We start from the raw sequence: 26,363 nt of genomic DNA, 5'->3' as shown, positions 1-26,363 counted from the left end.
GAAAGTTACAAACAGATACGCGCATTTGGCTGTGGCGCACGCGTACTCCTTAAAATCGCCGTGTGCGAATTTATGCACACTGACCATACACAGAGGCTTCGTGATCTCGTCTTCTTCTTTTTTCCGCCTGCCGTTTATTGGCGGACGTCGCAGCCTTGGTGCTGGCGTAATGGTTCTTGGCTTGCTGTGCGCGGGTCAGGCCAACGCGTTCAACTTCTTCGACGTCGCCAAACGTGCGAAGACCTTGTCGTCTGAAGGCTTCAAGCCGGTCAATAACAACATTCCCAAAGAGCTGCGCGACCTGAAGTTTGCTGGTTACCAGCAGATCCAGGCCAAGCGCGAGGGCTACCACTGGAACGATGCGAAGCTGCCGTTCCAGATTGCCTTCAATCATTTGGGCATGAGCTTCGACGAGCCGGTGAAGATTCACGAGATCGACGCGCAAGGCGTGCGCGAGATCAAGTTCGATCCCGCGCTCTTTGACTACGGCAACGTGAAGCTCGACCCGAATGTCGCCAAGAATCTGGGGGGCTTTGCTGGCTTCCGGATTCTCAGCGCACTGAATGACCCGGCCAAGCGTGACGACGAAGTTGCGTCGTTCCTGGGTGCCAGCTACTTCCGCGTGTTGGGCAAGGGCCAGGTCTACGGTCAATCGGCGCGCGGTCTGGCGATCGATACCGCCATGGCCACGGGTGAAGAATTCCCGCGCTTCCGTGAGTTCTGGATTGCCCGACCGGGCAACAAGGAAAAGCACCTGGTGGTGTACGCGCTGCTGGATTCGCCGCGTGCCACGGGCGCTTTCCGCTTTACCTTCACGCCCGGCGACGACACCGTGGTGGATGTGAAGTCGCGTATCTATTTGCGTGACCGTGTATCCAAGCTGGGTATTGCCGCCACCGCCAGCATGTTCCTGTTCGGCTCGAACCAGCCGTCGCCAACGCCTAACTTCCGTCCCGAACTGCATGATTCGGACGGCTTGGCCATCCACGCCGGCAATGGCGAATGGATCTGGCGTCCGCTGAACAATCCGCGTCGCCTGGCGACCAGTGGTTTTGCGATCGAGAACCCGGCTGGCTTCGGTCTGTTGCAGCGTGCCCGTGATCCCTCGCGTTACGAGGACATCGAGGACCGCTACGAACTGCGTCCCAGCCTGTGGATCGTGCCCAAAGGGCAGTGGGGCAAGGGTCGTGTCGAACTGGTCGAGATTCCGACTGGCGATGAGACCAATGACAACATCGTGACCATGTGGGTGCCCGAGACGCAGCCGAAGGCTGGCGAGGCGCTGGACCTGGAATACACGATGTACTGGACGCGCAACGAGCCGAAGTATCACGACTCGAAGGTTGCATGGGTTCAGCAGACGCGTCGTGCACCCGGCGAAATCCGTGGTGCTGACCAGATCCGTCGTCCGGACGACAGCACGGCGTTCTACATCGACTTCGTCGGCCCGGTCTTCAAGGACCTGCCGCAAGACGTGGTGATCGGTTCGAACGTCTCGCACAACGGCAATGCCGACATTCTTGAATCCACGGTCCGCCGCAACCCGGTCACGGGCGGTTGGCGTCTGCTGATTCGTTTGAAGGTCAAAGACGCAACCAAGCCTGCCGAACTGCGGGCGCAATTGCGCAACGGCGACAATATTTTGTCGGAAACCTGGAGCTACCAGTTGCCGGTCAATGAAAACGCCCAATAAGCCTATGAACGCGCCGGCCGAGGTCTATCTCGACCTCTTGCCGCTGTCCGGGACGCAGCGCGATGTCCTGCACAACGCCGTGGGCGATCCGGCCGAGTCCGACGCCTTCCTGAAAACACACCGGGTGCTTGCCGGCGCAGACAGCGCCGTCGAGCGCGCCGACGTTACCGACCCGGTGGCCGCCTCGCAGGCGACTCGCCTGGGTATCGGCTTTGGCGAATCGCTGGTCGAGGCAGGCGTCGTGCGAGAAGACGCGCGTGGTGCCGCTTGTCTGGCTGCCACGCCGCCGCTCGCGCGTACCTCGATGGCCCCGGAACCCTGGATCACCAACCCGGTGGTGCGGGGCTGGCGGCGCTTCCGTGGCACGGCACCCAAGCGCCGTTCCATCGAAGGCGCATCGCACGTCGAGCCGCGCTGGCGTCGTGCTGGCGAGTCACGCCGCATGGTGTTGCTGTTCCTGGTGATCGTGCAGACCTGCGTGGCCACCTGGTACATGAAAGCGGTGCTGCCGTACCAAGGCGGCCAGATTCTTGAAGTCGCGATCCTGTTCCTGTTCGCCTTGCTGTTCGGCTGGGTCGGGGCGGGGTTCTGGACGGCCTTGATGGGCTTCCTGCAGCTCATGATGGGCCGCGACAAGTACAGCATCTCGGCGTCTGCGGTGGAAGATGCGCCGATCACGCCGGGCGCGCGTACTGCAATCGTCATGCCGATCTGCAACGAAGACGTGGCACGCGTGTTTGCCGGACTGCGGGCGACCTATGAGTCGGTGGCAGCCGCAGGACAGCTCGATCACTTTGACTTCTTCGTATTGAGCGACAGCTATCACGCCGACACCTGCGTGGCGGAACACGCCGCATGGGTAGAGCTGTGCCAGGCGGTTGGCGGCTTCGGTCGCATCTTCTATCGCCGTCGCCGCCGTCGCGTGAAGCGCAAGAGCGGCAACATCGACGACTTCTGCCGTCGCTGGGGTAAAGACTATCGCTACATGATCGTGCTCGACGCCGACAGCGTGATGACGGGCGAATGCCTGAAGCGCCTGGTGGTGTTGATGGAAGCCAACCCGGAAGCCGGTATCATCCAGTCGGCACCGCGTGCGTCCGGCATGGACAGCCTGTATGCGCGTTTCCAGCAGTTCGCCACACGTGTGTACGGCCCTTTGTTCACCGCCGGTCTGCATTTCTGGCAACTGGGCGAGTCGCATTACTGGGGCCATAACGCGATCATCCGGCTTGCGCCTTTCATCCAGCATTGCGCGCTTGCGCCCTTGCCGGGCCGAGGTGCGTTTGCAGGGGCGATTCTGTCGCATGACTTCGTCGAAGCTGCGCTGATGCGCCGTGCTGGTTGGGGTGTGTGGATTGCCTACGACCTGGACGGCAGCTACGAAGAATTGCCGCCCAATCTGCTGGATGAAGTGCAGCGGGACCAGCGATGGTGCCAGGGCAATCTGATGAACTTCCGCCTGTTCCTGGTCAACGGCATGCACCCGGTGCACCGCGCTGTGTTCCTGACGGGTGTGATGTCTTATCTGTCGGCACCGCTGTGGTTCCTGTTCCTGACCTTGTCCACCGCGCTGCTGGGTGTACATACCTTGATGGAACCGACGTACTTCGCCGAACCCCGGCAGTTGTTCCCGATCTGGCCGCAGTGGCATCCGGACAAGGCCATCGTGCTGTTCACGACGACCACTGTGCTGCTGTTCTTGCCCAAGGTGCTCAGCGTGCTGCTGATCATCGTTCAAGACTCGAAAGGCTTTGGCGGGCCGCGCAAGCTCATGACGAGCATGCTGATGGAAGTCCTGTTCTCGATGCTGCTGGCACCGGTGCGCATGTTGTTCCATACGCGCTTTGTGGTGTCGGCCTTCCTGGGCTGGTCGGTGCAGTGGAAATCTCCCGCACGTGATAACGATCAGACGCCCTGGAGCGAGGCCATCAAGCGTCACGGCCTGCAGACCTTGCTGGGCTTGTTGTGGGGCGCACTGGTGGCCTGGCTGAACCCGGTTTTCCTGTGGTGGATGGCACCGATTCTGGTGTCGCTGCTGCTGGCGATTCCGCTGTCGGTGATTTCCAGCTACGTGACGCTGGGCCGCAAGGCGTTTGACGACAAGTTGCTGCTGATTCCCGAGGAAACCGACCCGCCGGCGGCGCTGGTGGCGACCAAGCAGTACACCGACGAAAACCGCGCCAAGCGCAAACCGGGCTTCCTGGATGCCGTGGCCGACCCGGTGATCAATGCACTGGCTTGCGGCATGGGTACCGCGCGTCACCGCGACGCAGCCCCGGTCGAAAAGCATCGCTCGGAAATGGTCGAAGCAGCGCTTGAAGCAGGTCCGATCGGCCTGACCGAACCGCAGCGCATCAAGCTGCTGAACGATCCGGTGGTCTTGTCCCGATTGCATGAACGGGTCTGGATCGAGGGCCGTGCACCGGTCTGGTTGCGAGAAAAAGCACCGTCTTGATGGGGCGATGGCGGGAGCTTTTTCAGGCCCGACAGCATGAAAAAAGAGCGTGATCGATGTCTGTCGATCACGCTCTTTTTTTTGCGTTATACGGCTGCTATCAGGGCACCGTTTTTGTCTTCTAAACAGATCAAAGCAGGTCTACTGTTGAGTAACTCGCTGGCTTGTAAAAGGTGCTTAAGACGCCCGTTCATCGCCAGGGTTCCCTGCTTTATTTGCAATAACTGGCATCTTTCGGTAAGATGCTGTCATCTTCTGATAGCTATCGATAAATAGCTCGCATCCCCGGCTGCCCTTTGCGTAGCCCAGCGCGCACTTTGTAGACAAGCACTGCTGCGCGCTATCCATGCCGACGTCGCTGGTGTCCCCGTCGACCGATTGCCTGCCTTCCAGACAATTCTCCTGACGCGGCCGACCCAACTCGCTCGGCGCCCCCTTTGGTGGCTCTCTGCTGGCCGCCATTCGCGACGCTCCCGGCGTTTTCTTGTTTGCCAATCCGGCGCTTGGGCGTACCTGTGCCCGGCGGGTTGTGCATCCCCCATGGTTTCTACCTTGAGGAGGCTGTTTTGTCCCTATCGTCCACCCCCGTACGATTCACGCGTCTGGCCCGTTCGATTCTTGGTGCCGGCGCGGTTGCCGTTGCTGCCAGCTTTGCTCCGATCGCCGCTCAGGCCGCTGCGCCTGCCTGCGAACTCGACCGTCCCATTCTGTTTGGCGGCATGAACTGGGAATCCAACCTGATCGTCACCGACATCGAACGCGCGATTCTGGAAAAAGGCTACGGCTGCAAGACCCGTGTTGAGTCCGGTGAAACGCTGCCGATGCTGGCCGCCCTGCAACGCGGCGACGTCGATGTGAATTCGGAAGTCTGGTTGAACAGCGTGCGCGACCCCTGGGAAAAAGCGCTGGCGACCGGCAAGGTTGCCAAGGCTGGTGATCTGTACCCAGGCGGCGAGGGCTGGTTCATTCCGCGTTATGTGGCAGAACGCTTCCCCGAGCTGAAGAAAGCCAGCGACCTGCCGCGTTTCAAGAAAGAATTCGCTGACCCGGAAGAGCCTGGCAAGGGCCGCTTCTACGGTTGCCCGGCAGGGTGGGGCTGCGAAGTGACCAGCACCAATCTGTTCAAGTCGCTGGGTCTGGAAAAGGACTTCGTGCTGTATTCGCCGGGCACCGGTGCCGCACAGAAAGCCGCGCTGACCTCGGCCTACAAGCGCAAGCAGAACATTGCGTTCTACTACTGGTACCCGACGCCGCTGGTAGGCGGCCTGGACCTGGTGAAGCTTGAACTGCCGGCCTACAACGCCGAAGCGCACAACTGCAATACCTCGCCCAAGTGCGCCAACCCCAAGCCCAGCGACTACCCGGACAATCCGGTCTTCACCGCTGTGAACACCGACTTCGCGGCCAAGGCTCCGAAGACCGCTGAATTCCTGGGCAAGGTTGCCATCCCGCGTGAGACCGTGGACAAGCTGCTGGCCTGGTACGACGAGGCCGGTGTCGACACCGATGAAGCTGCCACGTATTTCCTGAAGCAATTCCCCGATGTGTGGACCCAGTGGGTCCCGGCCGATGTGGCCGACCGCGTCAAGGCATCGCTGTAAGCCTTGCGCCCGGGCGCTGGGCCTGTACCTCTTGTACGGCCCCGCCCGATCTGTGAACCCGCCGCCGCCGCAACCTGCGGGGCGGTCGATGCAGTTCTTTTTCCGGTGAGCAGCGCTTGCACCGGCTGCATCGAACCTGGGTGGCCGGGTTCATATCCACGGAGAAAATAAAACCATGTTTCCTGAGTTCTTTCCTGCCCGAGCAATCCGGCAGGCTATCGACGGTTTTGTCGACCATCTGGTGACCGACTACGCCTCGACCCTCGAGGCGATGGCCCGTCCGCTGCTCAATCTGCTGATCTGGATCGAACAGGTATTGCGCGATTCACCCTGGTGGGCCGTCACGCTGGTCGTGATTGCCATCGCCTGGGCGGTCAGCCGCCGTATCGGTTTCAGCGTCGCGATGGGCGCGTTGCTGTGTGTGATCGGCATGCTGGGCCTGTGGGACGCCGGCATGCAGACGCTGGCTTTGATGATCGTTGCCACAGGTGTGTCGGTGGTGATCGGCATCCCGATGGGGATTCTGATGGCGCGGGTGGACTGGCTGCGCCAGATCATGCTGCCCGTGCTCGACGTGATGCAGACCATGCCAAGTTTTGTGTATTTGATTCCGGTGGTGATGCTGTTCGGCCTGGGCAAGATCCCGGCGATCATCTCCACGGTGATCTACGCCGTTCCCCCGCTGATCCGTCTGACCGACCTGGGCATTCGCCTGGTCGACCGCGAAGTGCTGGAAGCCTCGCGCGCCTTCGGTGCGTCGACGCGCCAGCAGCTGTTCGGTGTGCAGTTGCCGCTGGCCTTGCCGAACATCATGGCCGGTGTGAACCAGACCACGATGATGGCCCTGTCGATGGTGGTGATTGCCTCGATGATCGGTGCCCGTGGGCTGGGGCATGAAGTGCTGCTGGGCATCAACCGCCTGGAAGTCGGCCGTGGCCTGATGGCCGGCCTGGGCATCGTTGCGCTGGCGGTGCTGTTCGACCGTATCACCCAATCCTACGGCCAGCGCCAACGCGCGCGCATTGGAGGTCAGCGATGAGCAAGATCGAAGTTCGCAACATCTACAAGATTTTCGGCCCGCAACCCCAGAAGTGGATGAAAGATGTCCAGGGCGGGATGAGCAAGGAAGAGCTGCTGTCCCGCAGTGGTCACACGCTGGGTCTGCGCGACATTTCGCTGTCGATCGAGGAGGGCAGCATCTTTGTGGTGATGGGCTTGTCGGGCTCGGGCAAGTCGACGCTGATCCGCCACTTCAATCGCCTGATCGAGCCGAGTGGTGGGCAGATTCTGGTCGATGGCGTGGACGTGGTATCGATGTCGCCGCGTGATCTGGAGACCTTCCGTCAGCGCAAGATGAGCATGGTGTTCCAGCGCTTCGGCCTGTTCCCGCATCACACGGTGCTGGAGAACGCGGCCTATGGCTTGGCAGTGCAGGGCGTGGACCGTGCCGTGCGTGAAGAGAAGGCACGTCACTGGCTGGATCAGGTGGGTTTGAATGGCTTCGAGTCGCAGTACCCGCACCAGTTGTCGGGCGGCATGCAGCAGCGCGTGGGCTTGGCGCGTGCGTTGGCCACCGATGCGGAAATTCTGCTGATGGACGAGGCGTTTTCGGCGCTTGACCCGCTGATCCGTCGTGAGATGCAGGATCAGTTGCTGCGCCTGCAGGCGAAGCTGAACAAGACGATCGTCTTCATTACGCACGATTTGGATGAGGCTTTGCGACTGGGCAATCGGATTGCGATCCTGAAGGATGGCGAGCTGATTCAGGAAGGGACGCCGGAAGACATTCTGCTGAATCCGGCCAACGATTACGTGCAAGCTTTCTTGCAGGATGTGAATCGTAGCCGGGTGTTGAACGCGGCACATGCGGTGCGCGACGAGCCGCGCTTTACGCTGACGATGCGTTCGCGTCCGCAGCATGCCTTGGAGCGTTTGCAGTCTTTGCGTTATGACTATGCGCCGGTGTTGGATGGCAAGCGGTTGGCGGGTGTGTTGACGCTGTCGTCTGTGCAGCAGGCGATTCGTGAGTCGGCGCGGGATGTGTCTGCTTATGTGGAAGATATTGCGTCCGTGCCAGCGACGACGGGCTTGGATGAGGTCTTGGGGCGTCTGTTGCGCAGTGATCAGCCGTTGGCGGTGACGGGCGAGCAGGAGGAGTTCATTGGCTGGCTGTCGCGCCGCAAGGTGGTGGAGTTGGTGGTGCCTCCGGTTGTTGAACCTGAAGTTGTTGCCGATTCGGGTGAGGATGTGAAGCCTGTGGCTGAGACGGTTTCTTGAAGGGTTTTTCGGCTAGGTAGCTGTGTTGCTGGGCTTGGTACGGTTTTTTCGTGACGGTGCTTGGTTCTTCTGCCAGCCGCGGGTGGTGGGGCCGGCTCGTCTGCCCCGCTTGACCTTGGCGTCGGGTCTCCGCCCTCCACCTTGTCCAGAAGGGCAGCCAATCCGGCCCCACCACCCACGCCTTCAAGGTCGTTTGGTTAAAAGCAAATCCCGCCTTTGGGCGATCTGCGATTTTCTGGCTGCCAGATGCTGGACTTGGTTCTCGGCATGCGTTGGCCACCGTTCTTAGTCATTACGCGGCTGGCCTTCGGGACTGGCTGGCCAGGTCGCCACGAAGCGGCTCAGCGGCTCACGCATCGTGCCGTATATCAGGGGCCTTTCAGGGCGGTGCCACGCAAGAAAATGTGCGCTCCTGCTTGGTGGTGGGGTGACTTGGAAGCGGGTGGCCGCGCACTAGGTAATGCGACGAAAAGGCGGGGCGCTGAAGGTTGGCGCTTTGAAGGCTGTGTGTTGAACGTTCGGGGCGATAGAGAAAGTTCGACACGGTGAAGAACGTGCGGACCGATGAAGAATGTTCGGACCGATGAAGAACGGTGATGAGTGGTAGTAAGTGCTGATGCTGCCAGGCGTTTCAAAAAGCACTCGTACGTCCGCTGAGCGCATGTATCAAATCAGCCGCCAGCGCACGATCGTCGCTGCCGCTCTCCGCATGCCGTGACGCGGCGGCCACCCGCTTCGGTGTCACCCCACCACGAAGCAGACGCGTGACTTCGTTGAGTGGCATTGCGGTAAAAGGCTGCTGAAGAACCCACCGAATCGTGAGCCGGAGAAATCGCTTCGTGGCGACCTGGCCAGCCAATCCCCAAGGCCAGCCGCGTGGCAATCAAGGATGGTGGCCAGCGCATGCCGAGAACCGCGTACAGCACTTGGCAGCCAGAGAATTCTGCCCGCCCAAAGGCGGCATGCGCTTTTAACCAAACGTCTTTGAAGGCGTGGGTGGTGGGGCCGGATTGGCTGCCCTTCTGGACGACGTGGAGGGCGGGAGTCCCGACGCGAAAGTCCAGCGGGGCAGACGAGCCGGCCCCATCACCCACGACTGACTAAAGAGCACCAAACCGCGACGCTCAAAATTTGGTCGATCAATAAGCGCTAGCCCGATCCAGCTGAGCAATCGCCTCAGCATCCAACTTCAGCTTCGTCGCCGCGACCAAGTCATCGACTTGCGCCAAGCTAGTCGCACTCGCAATCGGTGCCGTAATGCTCGGGCGGGCAATCAGCCAAGCCAACGCAACCTGCGCCGGATTCGCATTCACACGCGCGGCAACATCGTCCAGCGCCGCCAACACCTGCATCCCCTTTGGATTCAGATACTTCAGCACCTGCTTGCCACGCGTACGACCGCCGGCATCCGCCTCGCTTCGATACTTGCCGCTCAAGAAGCCGCTCGCAAGGCCCTTCCAATTGATGACGCCAACTTCCTTCGCCAACACCAGCGGCTCCAGCTCCGCCTCGAAATCCTTGCGCGCCATCAAATGGTATTCCGGCTGCAAAGTTTCATAACGAGGCAGGCCAGTACGCTCACTGATCTCCAGTGCACTCGCCAAGCGCGCCGCCGTGAAATTCGATGCGCCAATGGCGCGCACTTTGCCCGCCTTGATCAAATCCGCGTACGCGCCCAATACATCTTCCTGGGGCACCGTCGGATCATCTTCATGGGATTGGTACAGATCGATGTAGTCCGTCTGCAGGCGGGTCAGCGAATCTTCCACCGCGCGACGAATGTAGTCAGGGGCCAAGCCTTTCTTCTCAGGCGTCAGCTGCATGCCCACCTTGGTGGCCAACACCACGCGCGAACGATTGCCACGTGCCTTGAACCAGTTGCCAAGAATGGTCTCGGACTCGCCACCTTGGTGGCCCGGCACCCACACCGAATACATGTCGGCGGTGTCGATGAAATTCAGGCCTTGATCAAGCAGCGCGTCCAGCAAGGTGAAGGCGGTGGGCTCGTCGACCGTCCAGCCAAGCACGTTGCCGCCGAAGGCCAGCGGGGGCACTTGAATGCCGGAACGTCCGAGTTGACGAAGAGACATGCGAAAACTCCTGTGCGTGAGTTGGCCAGGAAGTGGCCAGACGCACAAGTGTCGCATTTTGATGCGCGCCGCAACGGCGGGCGCTGGAGGGAAACGTAAGAATGCGCGCAGGAGGCGCGGCGCAAAGACGGTGCACTACGTGGGTGAAAAACCTGCACGAATTCGTGCATCGGCAGCGAGGCACCCGTGTACAGGGCGGGGCATCACCACATGCGGCAGACCTTCGGTTTTATGCAGCCTGTTGTCTGAATGCCATCGACGGGCATTCCTTGCGATAACGCTACCGCAACAAGGATCTGCGACCTTGGTCCGCCTGAGGATCACGCAACGCATGATGCGAAACGGATCGTACAAAAGACAAGAGCCTACTGACTCTGCAGCGCGCACCGCCAAAAGGCGGCGCGCTGCAGGGAGGAGGCTCATCACGCTTGTTCAACGACCGCCTTGGAGGAGGCGAGCTCGTCAAACATCAACCTATCACTGGGTCGATCGGGCTTGTGGCCCTAGGGTCTTAACCCTTTGGCTGCTTCTTAGGCGCCGGCTTGTTGCAGGCCGTGCGACTTGGTGCGGCCGATCACGCGCAGGAAGGCTTGCTTCGCAACAGCGAAGAGGTCTGCCAGCGGGTTGACCAGGGACGAATTGTTCAGCATTTCTTCGTGTGCCAGAGCACGTTCCAGTTCGTCGGTCAGGCGACCGTCGGCCGGGAAGTTGCGAATCAGGTCTTGCGAAGTGGGCATCGAGTAGAGGAAGTGGTTCATGAAGAGCTCCTTGGGTTTACGTTTAAGTGATAACCCTAATGTTAAGCATCTTCGTGGTGCACTGCAAACTATTTTGGTGCTATTTGCTTAAATCGTGCACCACGTTGCGGCGTAACTACATGCCACGTGGTGCATCGACGTCTTAGGCATTGGCGGTGCGGCGTGCGGTGCCGCGGGCGATCCAGGCCTTGAATGCACGTGCGATCCCTTGGAAGGGCAGGGCATCGGCGTAGATCTGCGAGCGCACTTCTGCATGGGCGAGCGAACGCTCCATGTCATCGGTCAGACGGCTTTCTTGAATGAAGGATTGCGGCAGATAGCCGGCGGCGAAGGGGTAGTTGGCGCTGGAAGCGGGCATTTGAAAACGGGCCATGATGAACTCCGGGTTAACGACTAGGTAATAACCCTAGGATAACCCTTGCTCATCATGGCCCGCAAGAAGCGACCTGTTTTATTGCACTACAGCAACAGGATTCTGGTTGGCTTAGCGGAAGCCTCCAGACACCAGGTCGAAGCTGAACAGGCGGCACTCCAGCGCACCGTTGTACAGCGGGGTACGACGCGACGGATTGAGCCGAAGCTTCTTCGGCAGATCCAGGTCGTTGGTGATCATGTGCATCTTCCAGCCATTGAACTCACGCTTGAGTGTGCTGGCCCATTCCGGCCACAGCGTGGCGTTCTCGGCCAGTTCCAGGCGTTCGCCGTAAGGCGGATTGGTGATGATGGCACCGGGACGTTCGTCAAGCGGGCAGGTATCGCGGGCGTCTGCGACTTCGAAGTACACGGCTTCTTCGGTCAGGCCGGCGCGGTCTGCGTTCATGCGTGCTGCGTCGATGGCGCGGGGATCGAGGTCGGCTCCTGCCAGGGTGGCGGGGATTTCCTTCAGGATCTTGGCGCGGGCGTCTTCCTTCAGGTCGTACCAGCGACGTTCCTGGTGACCGCGCAGACGTTCGAAAGCAAACGGACGAGAAATGCCGGGCGGAACGCGCAGGGCTTTCAGGGCCGCTTCGATCACCAGCGTGCCACTGCCGCAGAACGGGTCGAGCAAGGGGGTGGCAGCGTCCCAGCCTGCCAGCGCCAACATGCCGGCGGCCAAGTTTTCACGCAGGGGTGCTTCGCCCTTGTCCAGACGCCAGCCTCGCTTGAACAGCGATTCGCCCGAGGTGTCCAGATACAGCGTGGCGGTCGATTCCGACAGGAAGACGTGCACACGCGCGTCGGGACGCACGGTGTCGATACTGGGGCGTTCGCCTTCGCGTTCGCGCAGGCGATCGCAGATGCCGTCCTTGGCGCGCAGGTTGCAGAACTGCAGGCTTTGCATGGGGCTGCGCACGGCCGAGGTATCGACGCGCAGCGTTTGTTCGGCACCGAACCAGCGTTCCCAGGGGGTAGCGCGTGCCAGGGCGTACAGCTCTTCTTCGGTGGCCACGGTTTCCTGGGCGACTTGTGCCAGGATGCGCGTGGCCAGGCGCGAATGCAGGTTGGCGCGCAAGACGCCGTTCCAGTCGGTGCTGAAATGCGCACCGGCGCGGCCAGCGCGGGCGTCGGCAAAGCCCAGATCGCGCAGTTCGCCGGCCAGGGCTTCGTCCAGGCCTTGCGGGCAGGGGGCGAAGACCTGGAAGATTTCGGCACCGGACGTGTGACCGTCAATAGTGGTGCGCGTCGGGCTGCCTGCTGGTTTGTCGTAGGGGCGACGGGGCGGACGGTGATCGGCTGCGCCAGCGCTTCGTGCTGCCGGGGCGGGCGTAGCGGCTCCGGTTACCTGGGCCAGCGGCTTGCCGCTGGCTGCCGATTCGGCGGCGGCTGCAATCGCGGCGGCGCGCGCCGCGCTGCGCAGTGCCATGTCGCGCGGACGGTCGGTGCGGGGGCGATCGGTACGCGGTGCGTCGCCACGTGCGCTGTCGCCGCGCGGACGATCGCCGCGTGCGTATTCGCCACGAGGCGCGTCACCACGGGAAAAATCACCGCGAGATGAGTCACCACGGGACGATTCACCACGAGCCCCCCCACTGCGCTGGCCATCCCGGTGCGGTGCGTCGCCACGGCCACCTTCCGCACGGGGCGGCTGGCTGCGCGGGCGCGCGTAGGGCGAGTCGGTCGGGTCTTCGTATTGCGACGCTGCCGGTGCCGGTCGAGCTTCGCGCTCGTCGCGTTGTCCATCACGCGGGGTGAACGACGGACGCGGGCCACGATCCGGGCGGAAGCCGCCTTCCGGACGGGCTCCGCGCTCGGGGCGATCACCTGCCGGTCGGGCCGGACGTGCACCTGCCGGTCTGTCGCCATAGCTGGGTCGGTCGCCGCGTGGCCGATCGCCGGCATCGCGCGGCGGACGGTCAGCCGCATCGCCAGACGCGGGGCGCGGGCCACCGCTTCGGGCCTTGGCTTTGGCCTTGCTGCTCTCGATGTCGGATTGCGCGACACGGCGCGCACGGGAACCGCTGCGTGCGCTGGGCGGGTCGTCGCGCCGGGCTCCGCGCTGGGCGGGGGCCTGGGGCTTCAACGTGAGGGTTTTCTTGACGGAATCGTCGGACAAAGTAGTAACCTGCCTGGAGTTCAGAAGGGTTTGACGACAGCCAGGACTACCGCTGCAAGCAGCAACAAGACCGGGACTTCGTTGAACCATCGATAAAACACATGCGAGCGCGCATTGCGGCCCGCTTCAAACTTGCGCAGCAACACACCACAGGCGTGGTGGTAGCCAATAATCAGTACGACCACGCCCAGCTTGGCGTGCAGCCAACCGTTGCCCGGGCCTTTGCCGATGCCGTAACCCAGGAACAGCCATAGGCCCAGAATCAGCGCAGGCAAAGCAAGAATGCTCATGAAACGGTACAGCTTTCGTGCCATGCGCAGCAATCGGGTGGTGACCGCCGGGTCATTGTCCTGCGCGAGGTTGACGAAGATTCGTGGCAAATAGAACAGTCCTGCAAACCACGACGCGACGAAAACGATGTGCAAAGCCTTTACCCAGAGCATCCGGCCATCCTGTAGAAATATAGATAAGAAAAAGAACCACGCCTGGTCAGGGGATCAAGCGTGTCGTGCCGTTGACGCAAGTCTGTTGTCATGCAGCCTTGCGCCGGTTTGAAGGTCAGCCGCGTTGCTGGCCTTCACCGTCGAGCACCCATTTCAGGGTGGTCAAGCCTTCCAGGCCAACCGGGCCACGCGCGTGCAGCTTGTTGGTCGAAATGCCGATTTCCGCACCCAGGCCGTATTCAAAGCCGTCGGCAAAGCAGGTCGGCAGATTCACCAACACTGAAGCGGAATCGACTTCGCGCTGGAAGCGACGGGCGTGCGTGACGCTGTCGGTAACGATCGAATCGGTGTGGTGCGAGCCGTAATACTCGATATGGTCGATGGCCTCGTCCAGGCTGTCGACCACCTTGATCGCCAGCACGGGCGCGGCGTATTCGGTAAACCAGTCTTCCTGCGTGGCGACAGCAGCATCGGGCAACAGGGCACGGGTGCGTTCACAGCCGCGCAATTCCACCTCGCGGGCGCGCAGTTCCGCAGCCAGCTTGGGCAGGAAATCGGTGACTACCGACTGATGCACCAGCAGCGTTTCCATCGCGCCGCAAATGCCGAAGCGATATGTCTTGGCATTCAGCGCAATCGTGTGGGCCTGTGCCAGGTCTGCGGCGCTGTCCACGTAGACATGACAGTTGCCGTCCAGGTGCTTGATCAGCGGTACACGTGCTTCTTCGGTCAGGCGCGCAATCAAGCGTTTGCCGCCGCGCGGCACGATCACATCCACGTATTCCGTGGCGGTGACCAAGGCACCGACGGCCGCACGGTCGGTGGTTTCGATCACTTGAATTGCGTCGCTCGGCAAGCCGGCTTCTTCCAATCCCGCCCGAATCACAGCGCCCAGCGCCACATTCGACTCGATGGCTTCCGAGCCACCGCGCAGAATCGTCGCGTTGCCCGACTTCAGGCAAAGCGCCGCCGCGTCGATGGTCACGTTGGGACGCGATTCGTAGATGATGCCGATAACACCCAGCGGAACACGCATCCGGCCGACACGCATGCCATTGGGGCGAATCTTGACCTCGGTGATTTCACCGATCGGGTCCGGCATGCCGGCGATCTGGGTCAGGCCTTCGATCATGCGCGACAGGGCTTTGTCGTCCAGCTTAAGACGATCCAGCATCGCGGGTTCCAGGCCGTTGTCGCGGGCTCGCGCCAGGTCGATTGCATTGGCGGCAATCAAGGCATCGCGATTGGCTTGCAGGCCACGTGCGATGGCGCGCAGGGCACCTGACTTGGCAGTGTCGTCAGCTCGGGCGATGGCGCGCGATGCTGCGCGTGCTCGCGTACCGAGCTGCGTCATGTATTCGGAGATGTCGAGAGATTTCATGGTCGTCGGCGGACGTGTCTGGGTCTGCTGTTGGAAAGGGCGGCGGGTGGCGGCAATTGAGGTGGCAAGTAAGCCGGCAAATCAAGCGGCCGAGCCGGGCGCTTACCGAGTGTAAGCGCTTTGGGAAAACTGCCGGTCAGGCTGCAGGGCGCGGAGGTCGGCGTGGTGTCTGGCGCGACGGGCGTGCGGCCAGTCGCAGGGCAAGTCGGGTGATTTCGTGCCACGGGTCTGCCAAGCGCCCGGGCACCGACAAACCCTTGATCATCTTGTCGACTTCGTGGGCATGTCGAACCGCGGCAGGCCAGGCGTTTGGAGCCACCCGGTCAAGCACCTGTTCGGCCAGGCGCTCACGCGGTCCGAAGAAACGCAGGCTGCGCATCAATGCGCTCAGGTTCTGGCCTTGTGCACGCGCTTCGGCCAGGCGGGCCAGCAGGCGAATTTCCTCGCCAACTGCCCACAGCACCAGCGGCAGTGCTTCACCTTCAGCGCGCAAGCCGTCAAGCGTGCGCACCACGCGCGTGGCATCACCCGCAAGCATTGCGTCACGCAAGGTGAACACGTCGTAGCGGGCCACGTTGGCGACGGCATCCTGCACCTGTTCCAGGCTCAGATCGCCTTCCGGATACAGCAAACCCAGCTTCTGGATTTCCTGATGCGCGGCCAGCAGATTGCCCTCGACCCGTTCGGCCATCCATTGCAATACCGGGCCACGGGCGCGTTGTTGCTGGGCTGCCAGACGAAGGCCGATCCAGTCCGGCAGCGCATTGCGATCAATGGTGGGTACTTCCACCACCACGCCATGCGCGGCCAGTGCGGTGAACCACGGTGTTGCGCGACCGGTCTTGTCGATGCGCGGCAGCATCACCAGCGTGATGCAGTCGGCGGTGCCCGGCGGTTTGGTGCCGCAATCGGCCGCCAGACGCGCAATGACATCGCCGCCTGATTTGCCGGGTTTGCCACCCGGCAGCTTCAGCTCAAGAATGCGCCGTTCACCGAACAGCGACATCGACTGCGTACCGGCCAGGACCGTGGTCCAGTCGGTACGCGCATCGGCGACTACCACCTCACGTTCAAGGTGGCCGGCCGCGCGCGCAGCCGCCCGCAGCGCATCCATGGCTTCGATGACAAGCAGGGCTTCGTCGCCGGTAACGGTGTAGAGCGACGACAAAGGCTCGCCCGGTTTGAGCCGGGCAGCCAATTGCTCCGCGCGTAATGACACACCCATGAATCAGCGGCCCTGCGCTTCCATGCGACGCATGATCTGCTGCACCAGGTCAGCCTGCATCTCGCGGTAGATCAGGCGTTCTTCCGATTCCTTGGCCATCAGTGCGCTGTCGTTGAACGAGATTTCACGGCGCAGACTGATTTCGGTCGGCGGCATGAATTCGCGACCCTTGCCGTCATGCACGCGGAAGACCACGCGGTAGATCAGCTCGTAGTCGCGTACCCGACCCTGACCGTCGAGCGTCAGAATGATCTTCTGACGCTCTTCGCTCATCATCTGGAACAGCGCTTCTGCGTCCTGCGGCCGATCAACCACTTCGGTGCTGGAGGTGTAGCGGATGTTGCGTCGCAGGTTTGCGCCAAGTTCGTTGTTACCCGAGAAACCCAGGTAAATCGTCTTGTAGGGCAGGGTGGCCTGGCCGCGCAGCGCGAAGCCGCAACCGGCCAGCGCTGCGGTCATGCCGAGCGCCAGCGCGGTGCGCAACACCGTGCGTCGTGCCGGATCCATCTCAAACCGTTTGACCATCATCCCACCACGTTGACAAGTTTGCCGGCCACCACAATAACGCGCTTGGGCGGACGACCTTCGAGGAATTTCTCGACCGCCTCGTGTGCGCGGGCGGCGGCTTCGATGGCGTCCTTGTCGGCCGCTGCGGGCACGGTGACCGAACCACGCATCTTGCCGTTGACCTGCAACACCAGCTCGATCTCGTCCTGCACCAGCGCGGCTTCGTCGACCTGCGGCCACGGTGCATCGATCAGATCACCGATGCGCGTGCCGAAGCCAAGCTCCTGCCACAGCGCGTGGGTGATGTGCGGTGCGCCCGGGTACAGCGCACGCAACAGAATGCCGGTACCTTCGCGCAGGGCAGCACGGTCGGCCGGCGAATCGGTCAGCGTGGCGTCGTCCAGTGCATTCAGCAGCTTCATGGTGCCAGACACCACGGTGTTGTATTGCAGGCGGTCGTAGTCATGGCCGACCGTGCGCAGCAGCAAGTGGATGTCACGGCGCAGGCGTGCACCGGCCGGGCTGATGCCGGTGAAATCGTCACCCGCTTCACGCACGACATCGGCTTGGCGATGGGCAAAGGTCCAGACGCGACGCAGATAACGTGCCGTGCCTTCGGCACCGGTGTCGGACCATGCCGCGCTTTGGTCCGGGGGACCTGCGAACATGGTGAACAGGCGTGCCGTGTCGGCACCGAAGCGGCTGATGATGTCGCCCGGTTCCACCACGTTGTTCTTGGACTTCGACATCTTTTCGATGCCGCCCATCTGCACCGGCTGGCCGTCGGCGCGCGCAACTGCGCTGACCGGGGCACCGCGCTCGTCGTGGGTGACTTCCACTTCGCTGGGGTAGAACCAGCGCTTCTTGCCATTCGGCTCTTCGCGGAAATACGACTCATTGAGCAGCATACCCTGCGTGAACAGCTTGGTGAACGGCTCGTCGTACTTGATCAGGCCAATGTCGCGCATGGCCTTGGTCCAGAAGCGCGCATACAGCAGGTGAAGCACGGCGTGTTCGATGCCACCGATGTACTGGTCCATCGGCGACCAGTAATCGTTGCGTGCATCGACCATCGCGTTGGCGCTGTCCGGGCAGGTATAGCGCATGTAATACCAGGCCGAGTCCACGAAGGTATCCATCGTGTCGGTTTCGCGCTTGGCCGGCTTGCCACAGTGCGGGCACGCCACGTTCAGGAACGCGTCGTCCTTGTTCAGCGGGTTGCCACTGCCATCGGGGATCAGGTGTTCCGGCAGGATCACCGGCAGGTCTTTCTCGGGCACCGGCACGTCGCCGCAATCGGCGCAGTGGATGATCGGGATCGGCGTGCCCCAGTAGCGCTGGCGGCTCACGCCCCAGTCGCGCAGACGCCAGGTGGTCTTTTTCTCGCCCAATTCCTTGACCGTGATGGCGGCGGCAATTGCGTCGACGGCGGCTGCATAACCCAGGCCGGTGTACTCACCCGAGTTCACCAAGACGCCGCGCTGCTTGTCGCCGTACCACTCTTGCCAAGCCTGGTCGCTGTATTGCTGGCCTTCGACGGCCACGACCTGCTTGATCTCCAGGCTGTATTTGCGGGCGAAGGCGAAGTCGCGCTCGTCGTGGGCGGGGACGCCCATGACAGCGCCGTCGCCATAACCCATCAGCACGTAGTTGCCGACCCACACCGGCACTTGCGCGCCGGTCAGCGGGTGGGTCACGAAGAAGCCGGTCGGCACGCCTTCCTTTTCCTTCGTGGCCATTTCGGCCTCCGAGGTACCGCCTTGTGCGCAGTCCTCGATGAACGCGGCCAGCGTCGGGTTCGTCGCGGCGGCCAGCGTTGCAATGGGGTGCTCGGGGGCCACGGCGCAGAAGGTCACGCCCATGATGGTGTCGGCACGGGTGGTGAAGACGTACATCTTGCCGTCTTGCACCAGTTTGCCGTCGGCGTCCTTGATGTCATGCGGGAAGGCGAAGCGCACGCCCTGGCTCTTGCCGATCCAGTGTTCCTGCATCAGGCGCACACGCTCGGGCCAGCCATGCAGGTAACCGGGGGCAGCCGGGTCGGACACGTTGTCCAGCAGTTCGTCAGCGTATTGCGTGATGGCCAGGTAGTAGCCCGGGATTTCGCGCTTTTCCACCACGGCACCAGAGCGCCAGCCACGGCCGTCGATGACCTGTTCGTTGGCCAGCACGGTCTGGTCGATCGGGTCCCAGTTGACGACCTGGGTCTTCTTGTACGCGATGCCCTTTTCCAGCATCTTCAGGAAGAACCACTGGTTCCACTTGTAGTACTCGGGGTCGCAGGTGGCGAGCTCGCGCGACCAGTCGATCGACAGGCCCAGCGGTTGCATCTGCGCCTTCATGTCGGCGATGTTCTGGCGCGTCCACTTGGCGGGCGCGATGCCCTTGTCCATGGCGGCGTTTTCGGCGGGCAGGCCGAAGGCGTCCCAGCCCATGGGCATCAATACGTTGTGGCCGGTCATCCGCAGATAACGGGCCATCATGTCGTTGATGGTGTAGTTGCGCACATGGCCCATGTGCAGCTTGCCGCTGGGGTAGGGCAGCATGGAGCAAGCGTAGAACTTGGGCTTCTCAGAGCCGTCCGGGCGCTTGGCGTGTTCGGTGGTCAACGTGGCGTTGGTGGCGTTCCAGTGTTGCTGGGCGGCCGATTCGACCTCGGCGGGGTGGTAGCGTTCCTGCATGGTTTCCGGGGGCTGGGCTGCGATCAAGGAAATGCGTCCATCCCGTGCACGGCGGCCGGGACGCGAGGCGTGGGCGCGGCCCCCGGAGAACATCATCACGAGTAGGCCGCGCGACCTAACCCAGCATTATAGGGCCGAGCTCCACCCTGCGGCGGCTGACCGTTGGCTGCCGTCACGCCGCCATCAACCGGCAGGTTCACACCCGTGACATATCGGGCGTCGTCGCTGGCCAGAAAAGCGATCGGTCCGGCGATATCTTCAGGCGTGGCTGGCCCCCACAGTGGCGTGCGTTCCTTGAAGCTTTCCATCAGTTCGGGCTTGTCCAGCATGTCCTGCGTCATGTCGGTCATGGTCATGCTCGGGCAGATGGCATTGACCCGGACCCCTTGACGGCCGTAGTCCATCGCAATCGAGCGTGTGAAATTGGTGACCGCGCCCTTGGCCGCGTTGTAAAGGCTGGAATTCCAGTCGCCACCCATGCCCGACACCGACGAGATGTTCACGATGTTGCCCTTGCTTTGGATCAGGTGCGGCATGGCGGCCCGGCACATGAAGAAGATGCTGTCCACATCGTTGGACATGACCTTGCGCCAGTCTTCCGTGGTGGATTCGGTAATGGTGCTGCCCGCAAATACGCCGGCTGCATTGACCACCACGTCGATGCTGCCGAACTTCGTGACCACGGCTGAGATCAGCGCGTTCACTTCGATTTCCTGTGATACGTCGGCAACATGGACCAGCGTGCGGTCTGCTGGCAGGCTGGATGCGATCTTTTCAAGCTTTTCCTTGGTTCGGCCAACCAGCACCACCTTGGCACCTTCGTGGGAGAAGCGGCGCGCTGCGCCTTCACCAATGCCCGATCCCGCGCCGGTGACAATGACCGTCTTGTTTGCAAATCTCATGCGTGACAACTCCTGCTCGGATTGGCCGCGGTGGCAAGGCCTCGGTGAAGGTTCCACGGAAGGCCTTACTTCGCACGGCAAAGGGTTATCCCTGGCGCAAGAGCTGTTCCCGTTGTTGGGAGCGAATCGGTGCTGCCAGAAGGACAAGCAGGACCGGGGCGGCCACAGTCGGCCGGTCGTCAGGTGCTAGACTGCCCGGCGCTCTCTCTGTCTTTTTTGTCGGTCCCGCCATGTCCCTGCTTGCCAATCTGAACCCCCCGCAACTTGCCGCTGTCACGCTGGAGCCGCGCCATGCGCTGGTGCTCGCCGGGGCCGGGAGCGGCAAGACCAGGGTGCTGACCACGCGCATGGCCTGGCTGATCCAGACCGGCCGTGCCACGCCGCACAGCCTGCTGGCCGTGACTTTCACCAACAAGGCAGCGCGTGAAATGCTGACGCGCATGTCTGCCATGCTGCCGATCAACACGCGCGGCATGTGGATCGGCACCTTCCACGGTCTGTGCAACCGCTTGCTGCGCGCGCATCACCGCGACGCCGGCCTGCCGCAAACCTTCCAGATTCTGGATACTGCCGATCAACTGGCGTCGATCAAGCGCATGCTGAAGGCCGCCAACGTTGACGATGAGAAATATCCGCCCAAGCAGTTGCAGCAATTTATCAACGGCAACAAGGAAGCTGGCCTGCGCGCAGGCGACGTAGAGGCCCATGACGCGTTCACGCGCCGCATGGTCGAGCTTTACGACTTGTACGACACGCAATGCCAGCGTGAAGGGGTGGCTGATTTTTCCGAGCTGCTGCTGCGTTCCTACGAACTGCTGGCACGCAACGCGCCGATTCGTGAGCATTACCAGCGGCGCTTCCGTCACATTCTGGTCGACGAGTTTCAAGATACGAACACCTTGCAGTACCGCTGGCTGAAACTGCTGGCCGGTGGCGGTGCAGCCGTGTTTGCGGTGGGTGACGACGACCAGTCGATCTATGCCTTCCGTGGTGCCAACGTGGGCAACATGGCCGAGTTCGAACACGAATTCGCACACGGTGCAGTGATCAAGCTTGAGCAGAACTATCGCTCGCATGGGCACATTCTGGACACTGCCAACGCGCTGATTCAGAACAACGGCACCCGTCTGGGCAAGAACCTGTGGACCGATCAAGGGCATGGTGAACCGATCCGTGTGTATGAAGCCGGGTCGGACAACCAGGAAGCGCATTTCATCATGGAAGAAATCCGCTCCTTGATCGGTGAAGGCCGCCTGCGCAGCGACATTGCCATTCTGTATCGCAGCAACGCGCAGTCGCGGGTGGTCGAGCACGCCTTGTTCTCGGCAGGCGTTCCCTACAAGGTCTACGGCGGTCTGCGCTTCTTCGAACGCCAGGAAATCAAGCACGCGCTGGCCTACCTGCGCCTGATGGAAAATCCGCACGATGACACCGCCTGGATGCGCGTCGCCAACTTCCCGGTACGCGGCATTGGCGCACGCACGCTTGAACAGCAAGCCGACTTGGCCCGTGAACTGAACGGCAGCCTGTATTCTGCCGTGGCCCGCGTGCCGGGCCGTGGCGGCAGCGCGCTGGTGCGCTTCTCGATGCTGATCGACCAGATGCGCTTCGACACGCAGGGCATGCAACTGCACGAAGTGGTGGAACACGTGATCGAGGCCAGTGGCCTGGTCACGCATTACCAGGGCGAACGAGAAGGTGCCGAACGCGTCGAGAACTTGCGCGAACTGGTGAACGCCGCCGCTGCATTTGCCTCGGAAGCTGGCCACATGCGCGACCCGGATCGTCAGGATGGCGTGATCGAAGGCAGCACGGTGGGCATCAACGATGCCGATCAAGGTTTGCCCGACCCCGAAGACGAGGCAGGTGCCTTGGTGCCGGACCTGGCCCAGGACATTCCGTCTCCGCTGGCGGGTTTCCTGTCGCATGCGGCGCTTGAGGCTGGCGACAATCAGGCAAGCGCTGGCCAGGATGCCGTGCAGTTGATGACGGTGCATGCGGCCAAGGGCCTGGAATTCGATGCCGTCTTCATCACGGGTCTGGAAGAAGGTTTGTTCCCGCACGAGAACAGCATTCTTGAACAATCGGGTCTGGAAGAAGAGCGCCGCCTGATGTACGTGGCGATCACGCGTGCGCGTCAGCGTCTGTATATGAGCTTCTCGCAGACGCGGATGTTGCACGGTCAGACGCGTTATCACATGCGTTCACGCTTCCTGGCGGAGATGCCCGACGAGGCGTTGAAGTGGTTGACGCCGAAGGCGGGGCGGGCGGCGGATGTGGGGTCTGCGTGGGCGACGTCGGCGTGGCGGGACGATGGTAAGTCTGCCCCTGAGCAGGTCGGGACGACCTGGCACAACCGCAGCCGCGAGCAGGGCTATTTTGGTTCGTCGCAAGGCTATTCGAGCAGCCGCAATGGGCCGGTCGGCGTTGAGGTGGGTGGCACGATGTTCAAGGTGGGGCAGAGTGTGGCGCACGCTCGCTTTGGTGAAGGGGTGATCCTGGCCCTGACCGGCAGTGGTACCGATGCTCAGGTGCAGGTGCGCTTCGCCGATGTTGGTACCAAGACGCTGGCCTTGGCGATGGCGAAACTGACGGCCTTGTGATTTGCTTGTGTTTGCTTTGCTTGTGACGGTGGTTGGTTCTACGGTTGCTTTTTGCTTGTAACGGTGTGGTTGTTCTTCTGCCAGTCGCGGGTGGTGGGGCCGGCTCGTCTGCCCCGCTGGACGTTGGTGTCGGGTCTCCCGCCCTCCACCTTGTCCAGAAGGGCAGCCGACCCGGCCCCACCACCCACGCCTTCAAGGTCGTTTGGTTAAAAGCGCATGCCGCCTTTGGGCGTTTGCCGTTTCTCTGGCTGCTTGGTGCTGTTAGCGGTTCTCGGCATTCGGTGGTCACCATCCTTCAATCGCTACGCGGCTGGCACCCGGGATTGGCTGGCCAGGTCGCCACGAAGCGGCTCAGCGGCTCACGTCTCTGACCGTATATCAGAGGCCTTTCAGGGCAACGCCACTCAAGAAAATGTGCGCGCCTGCTTGGTGGTGGGGTGACTTGGAAGCGGGTGGCCGCGCATCAGGTAATGCGACGAAAAGGCGGGGCGTTGACGGTTGGCGCGTTGACGGCTGTGCGTTGAACGTTCGGGGCGATAGGGAAAGTTCGACGCGGTGAAGAACGGTCGGACCGATGAAGAACGGTGATGAGTGGTGCTAGGTGCAGCCAAGTGCTGATGGTGCCAGGCGTTTCCGAAAGCCCTCACACGTCCGCTGAGCGCATGCATCAAATGAGCCGCCAGCGCCACGACCGTGGACCTGTGGGACTGTCAGAATTTTTGCGTGGAAGGCGCTTCTAACAGCTCTCCGCACGCAGTTAAGCGTGCCGAGCCGCCGACGCTCCGGTGGTGTTGTTATCGCCGCATGGCAAGCGCCTCACCAACACGCAGCACAAGCGTTTTACGTAAATCAGCCGCCAGCGCCACGGTCGTCGCGGCCGCTCTCCGCATGCCGTAATGCGGCGGCCACCCGCTTCGGTGTCACCCCACCACCAAGCAGAAGCGCAAATATTCTTGCATGGCGCTGCCGTAAAAGGCTGCTGAAGAACCCACCGAATCGTGAGCCGGAGAAATCTCTTCGTGGCGACCTAGCCAGCCAATCCCGCGTGCCAGCCGCACGGCGTTCAAGAATGGTGACCATCAAATGCCGAGAACCGCGTCCAGCACCAAGCAGCCAGCGAATCAATACGCGCCCAAAGGCGGCATGCGCTTTTAACCAAACGACCTTGAAGGCGTGGGTGGTGGGGCCGGATTGGCTGCCCTTCTGGACAAGGTGGAGGGCGGAGACCCGACGCCAAGGTCAAGCGGGGCAGGCGAGCCGGCCCCATCACCCGCGACTGGCTCAATAGCGCTCACACCCTCATGAGCAAACCGCGACTGTCAGCAGAACCACCTGCTCAACTCATCGCCACATCGAAATCAATCAAACACCCTGCTCAATCCCAACATCATCGGGAGTATGAAAAACCGTGGTGTAAGTCGGATAAAAGCTGCAATACAACGTCGCCGCAACGATAAAACTGATCGGCATCTGAATCAGACTGGCCAAACTTTCCGGCAAACCAATCGCCAACAACAGCTCACCAAAAAGATTCAAAGCCAAGGCAATCACAAACCAGCAAACGCCGTAAATGATGAACGCGCCCTTATTGCGCCAGCACGCAATGCCCGAAAAGAACAAAGCCTTGCCCAGACTCATGCCATGCCAGGCCGCCAAGGCCGGTGCATGCCAGAACAGCGCAGCAATCGTCACATAAGCCAGCCCGAACAACATCAGCGGCGTAGCCATCGCGTTCATGACATCGCCCATGCTCAGATCCTTCGTGCCCTCAAACACCGTGCGTATATCGCTCATGAACGGCATGAAAATCAGAATGCCGACCACGGTCACCGACAAGACATACACACCGCCCATGGCGATCAGCTTACGGAACAGCTTCGGTGCCTTCAGCGCACTGAACAGCTGCACCGGCGTTACCTTGCGGCCCGCTGCGATCTCACGGCATGCGTGCAAGGTCATCACCGTCACCGAAGGCATCAGCACGATGAAGAAAATCGGACCGATCGGCGGAATGGCGCTTGCCATCAACAGCAGGAAACCCAGCGTGACAGCCCAGGTGAACATGGTCATCGGCTGACGACGGAACAGCTCGAAGCCTGCCTTGATCCAGAACCAGCCGGCAGATAACGGAAGTGATGCAGCTTGCATGTGTCGGGGCAACTAAAAAATCAGGGCAACAAAAAAGAATCGGCGGCGCGTCGCAGTCGCAAAATGCGTTCGAACACGCGCGGGTCGTGGGGCGTCAAGGTCTGCGCCGGACGCGGCATGTGGAAGTCGTACAGACGCGATATCCAGAACCGCAATGCCGCCGCACGCAACGCGTATGGCCACAGAGCATGTTCGGCGTCGGTGAAGGCCCGCACACGCCGGTAACCCTGCAGCAGCGCATCGTAGCGAGCCATGTCGATCTCGCCGGTTGCCGGGTCGGACGTCCAATCGTTCAGCGTCACCGCCACGTCGAACAGCCAGGTATCGCAACCAGCGAAGTAGAAGTCGATGAATCCGCCAAGCGTGTCGCCGTCGAACAATACGTTGTCGCGGAACAGATCGCAGTGCGAAGGCCCTGTCGGCAAGCTACGTGCCTCGGGCATGGCAGCCACGCGGGTCTGCACTTCCATTTCATCGGTCAGCAACGCGGCCAGCTCTGCATCCAGAAGCGGAAGCAGGGTGGGCGCGGTTTCCTGCCACCAGGGCAGGCCGCGCAAATTCGGCTGGACCACTGGGAAATCTGCGCCTGCCAGGTGCATGCGGGCCAGTGCCTCGCCCACCTGCGCACAGTGCACCGGGCCGGGTGCCATTACCGATGCGCCGCGCAGGCAGGTCACGATGCTGCTTGGTTTGCCGTTCACGGTACCGATACGCGTGCCATCGGTGCGCGACTGCGGGTCGGGCACGGCTACGCCCCGGGCCGCCAGGTGATGCATCAACTCGATATAGAACGACAGTTGTTCGTGCGTCAGGCGCTCGAACAGCGTCAATACATAGACACCCGTCGTGGTCGTGACGAAATAATTGGTGTTCTCGATGCCAGAGGCAATCCCGCGCAGCGAAACCAGGTCGCCCAGCGTGTAGTGGGTAAGCAGTTCTTTGGCTTGCGCCTCGGAGACGGGAGTGAAGACGGCCATAGGGGTCGGTGGTAAGCGGGAAGGAAAGTCGTCACGGACAAAAAGCAAGCGCCTCGATATCGAGGCGCTTGCGCATTCTAGCCCGTCCG

Annotated in this window: 18 protein-coding genes; 6 read left to right on the top strand and 12 right to left on the bottom strand. The window is 61.8% G+C overall.

All coding sequences use genetic code 11. The features are described 5' to 3' along the window. Positions 1 to 169: 169 nt before the first annotated feature. From FXN63_RS17065 to FXN63_RS17045, 5 genes are all read left to right on the top strand, one after another. The gene (locus tag FXN63_RS17065) at positions 170 to 1,693 is read left to right on the top strand and encodes a glucan biosynthesis protein G (RefSeq protein WP_281290815.1); all 1,524 of its coding nucleotides are present in this window, start codon (positions 170 to 172) and stop codon (positions 1,691 to 1,693) included. Next, entirely contained in the window at positions 1,677 to 4,148 is a 2,472-nt protein-coding gene (mdoH, locus tag FXN63_RS17060) for a glucans biosynthesis glucosyltransferase MdoH (RefSeq protein WP_222863931.1), read from the top strand. Before FXN63_RS17065 ends, mdoH begins: the two co-directional genes overlap by 17 nt. Positions 4,149 to 4,750: 602 nt before the next feature. Then, the gene (locus FXN63_RS17055) at positions 4,751 to 5,749 is read left to right on the top strand and encodes an ABC transporter substrate-binding protein (protein WP_425468740.1); all 999 of its coding nucleotides are present in this window, start codon (positions 4,751 to 4,753) and stop codon (positions 5,747 to 5,749) included. Positions 5,750 to 5,924: 175 nt separating this feature from the next. Beyond that, complete coding sequence (locus FXN63_RS17050; protein WP_148816407.1) at positions 5,925 to 6,788, top strand: ABC transporter permease; 864 nt, start codon at positions 5,925 to 5,927, stop codon at positions 6,786 to 6,788. Further along, positions 6,785 to 8,026 (top strand): quaternary amine ABC transporter ATP-binding protein, encoded by a 1,242-nt coding sequence (locus tag FXN63_RS17045; protein WP_148816406.1) that lies wholly within the window; start codon positions 6,785 to 6,787, stop codon positions 8,024 to 8,026. Before FXN63_RS17050 ends, FXN63_RS17045 begins: the two co-directional genes overlap by 4 nt. 1,139 nt (positions 8,027 to 9,165) lie before the next feature. On the opposite strand, the gene FXN63_RS17040 is transcribed toward FXN63_RS17045, so the two are convergent. From FXN63_RS17040 to budC, 10 genes are all read right to left on the bottom strand, one after another. Further along, entirely contained in the window at positions 9,166 to 10,116 is a 951-nt protein-coding gene (locus tag FXN63_RS17040; RefSeq protein WP_148816405.1) for an aldo/keto reductase, read from the bottom strand. A 530-nt stretch (positions 10,117 to 10,646) separates the two neighbouring features. Continuing rightward, the gene (locus FXN63_RS17035; protein WP_148816404.1) at positions 10,647 to 10,874 is read right to left on the bottom strand and encodes a hypothetical protein; all 228 of its coding nucleotides are present in this window, start codon (positions 10,872 to 10,874) and stop codon (positions 10,647 to 10,649) included. Between the two features lie 142 nt (positions 10,875 to 11,016). Then, positions 11,017 to 11,247 (bottom strand): hypothetical protein, encoded by a 231-nt coding sequence (locus tag FXN63_RS17030; RefSeq protein ID WP_148816403.1) that lies wholly within the window; start codon positions 11,245 to 11,247, stop codon positions 11,017 to 11,019. A 111-nt stretch (positions 11,248 to 11,358) separates the two neighbouring features. Next, on the bottom strand, positions 11,359 to 12,717 hold the full coding sequence (locus FXN63_RS27100) for a THUMP domain-containing class I SAM-dependent RNA methyltransferase (RefSeq protein WP_246165212.1): 1,359 nt from the start codon (positions 12,715 to 12,717) through the stop codon (positions 11,359 to 11,361). Between the two features lie 710 nt (positions 12,718 to 13,427). Beyond that, a complete protein-coding gene (locus FXN63_RS17020) occupies positions 13,428 to 13,850 on the bottom strand; it encodes a CopD family protein (protein WP_148816401.1) in 423 nt (140 codons plus the stop codon). A 115-nt stretch (positions 13,851 to 13,965) separates the two neighbouring features. Continuing rightward, positions 13,966 to 15,231, bottom strand: coding sequence for a glutamate-5-semialdehyde dehydrogenase (locus FXN63_RS17015; protein ID WP_148816400.1), 1,266 nt, complete (start codon positions 15,229 to 15,231; stop codon positions 13,966 to 13,968). 136 nt (positions 15,232 to 15,367) lie between these two features. After that, complete coding sequence (holA, locus tag FXN63_RS17010; protein ID WP_148816399.1) at positions 15,368 to 16,456, bottom strand: DNA polymerase III subunit delta; 1,089 nt, start codon at positions 16,454 to 16,456, stop codon at positions 15,368 to 15,370. 3 nt (positions 16,457 to 16,459) lie between these two features. Next, the gene (locus FXN63_RS17005; RefSeq protein WP_246164861.1) at positions 16,460 to 16,963 is read right to left on the bottom strand and encodes an LPS-assembly lipoprotein LptE; all 504 of its coding nucleotides are present in this window, start codon (positions 16,961 to 16,963) and stop codon (positions 16,460 to 16,462) included. Positions 16,964 to 16,980: 17 nt separating this feature from the next. Continuing rightward, positions 16,981 to 19,644 (bottom strand): leucine--tRNA ligase, encoded by a 2,664-nt coding sequence (gene leuS / locus FXN63_RS17000; RefSeq protein ID WP_148819461.1) that lies wholly within the window; start codon positions 19,642 to 19,644, stop codon positions 16,981 to 16,983. Positions 19,645 to 19,739: 95 nt separating this feature from the next. Next, a complete protein-coding gene (gene budC, locus FXN63_RS16995; protein ID WP_148816398.1) occupies positions 19,740 to 20,546 on the bottom strand; it encodes a meso-2,3-butanediol dehydrogenase in 807 nt (268 codons plus the stop codon). 230 nt (positions 20,547 to 20,776) lie between these two features. Here budC and FXN63_RS16990 point away from each other — a divergent pair, with 230 nt between their 5' ends. Beyond that, entirely contained in the window at positions 20,777 to 23,149 is a 2,373-nt protein-coding gene (locus FXN63_RS16990; RefSeq protein WP_148816397.1) for a UvrD-helicase domain-containing protein, read from the top strand. 1,362 nt (positions 23,150 to 24,511) lie between these two features. Here FXN63_RS16990 and FXN63_RS16985 read toward each other — a convergent pair. After that, positions 24,512 to 25,297: a BPSS1780 family membrane protein gene (locus FXN63_RS16985; protein WP_148816396.1), complete on the bottom strand. Its 786-nt coding sequence runs from the start codon at positions 25,295 to 25,297 to the stop codon at positions 24,512 to 24,514. Positions 25,298 to 25,317: 20 nt separating this feature from the next. Further along, positions 25,318 to 26,274 (bottom strand): homoserine kinase, encoded by a 957-nt coding sequence (locus FXN63_RS16980; RefSeq protein WP_148816395.1) that lies wholly within the window; start codon positions 26,272 to 26,274, stop codon positions 25,318 to 25,320. Positions 26,275 to 26,363 lie beyond the last annotated feature (89 nt).

Source organism: Pigmentiphaga aceris, assembly GCF_008119665.1.
GTDB classification, from domain to species: Bacteria; Pseudomonadota; Gammaproteobacteria; order Burkholderiales; family Burkholderiaceae_B; genus Pigmentiphaga; species Pigmentiphaga aceris.
Note: the sequence above shows the minus strand (reverse complement) of the source record. Positions and strands in the feature narration are given on the sequence as shown.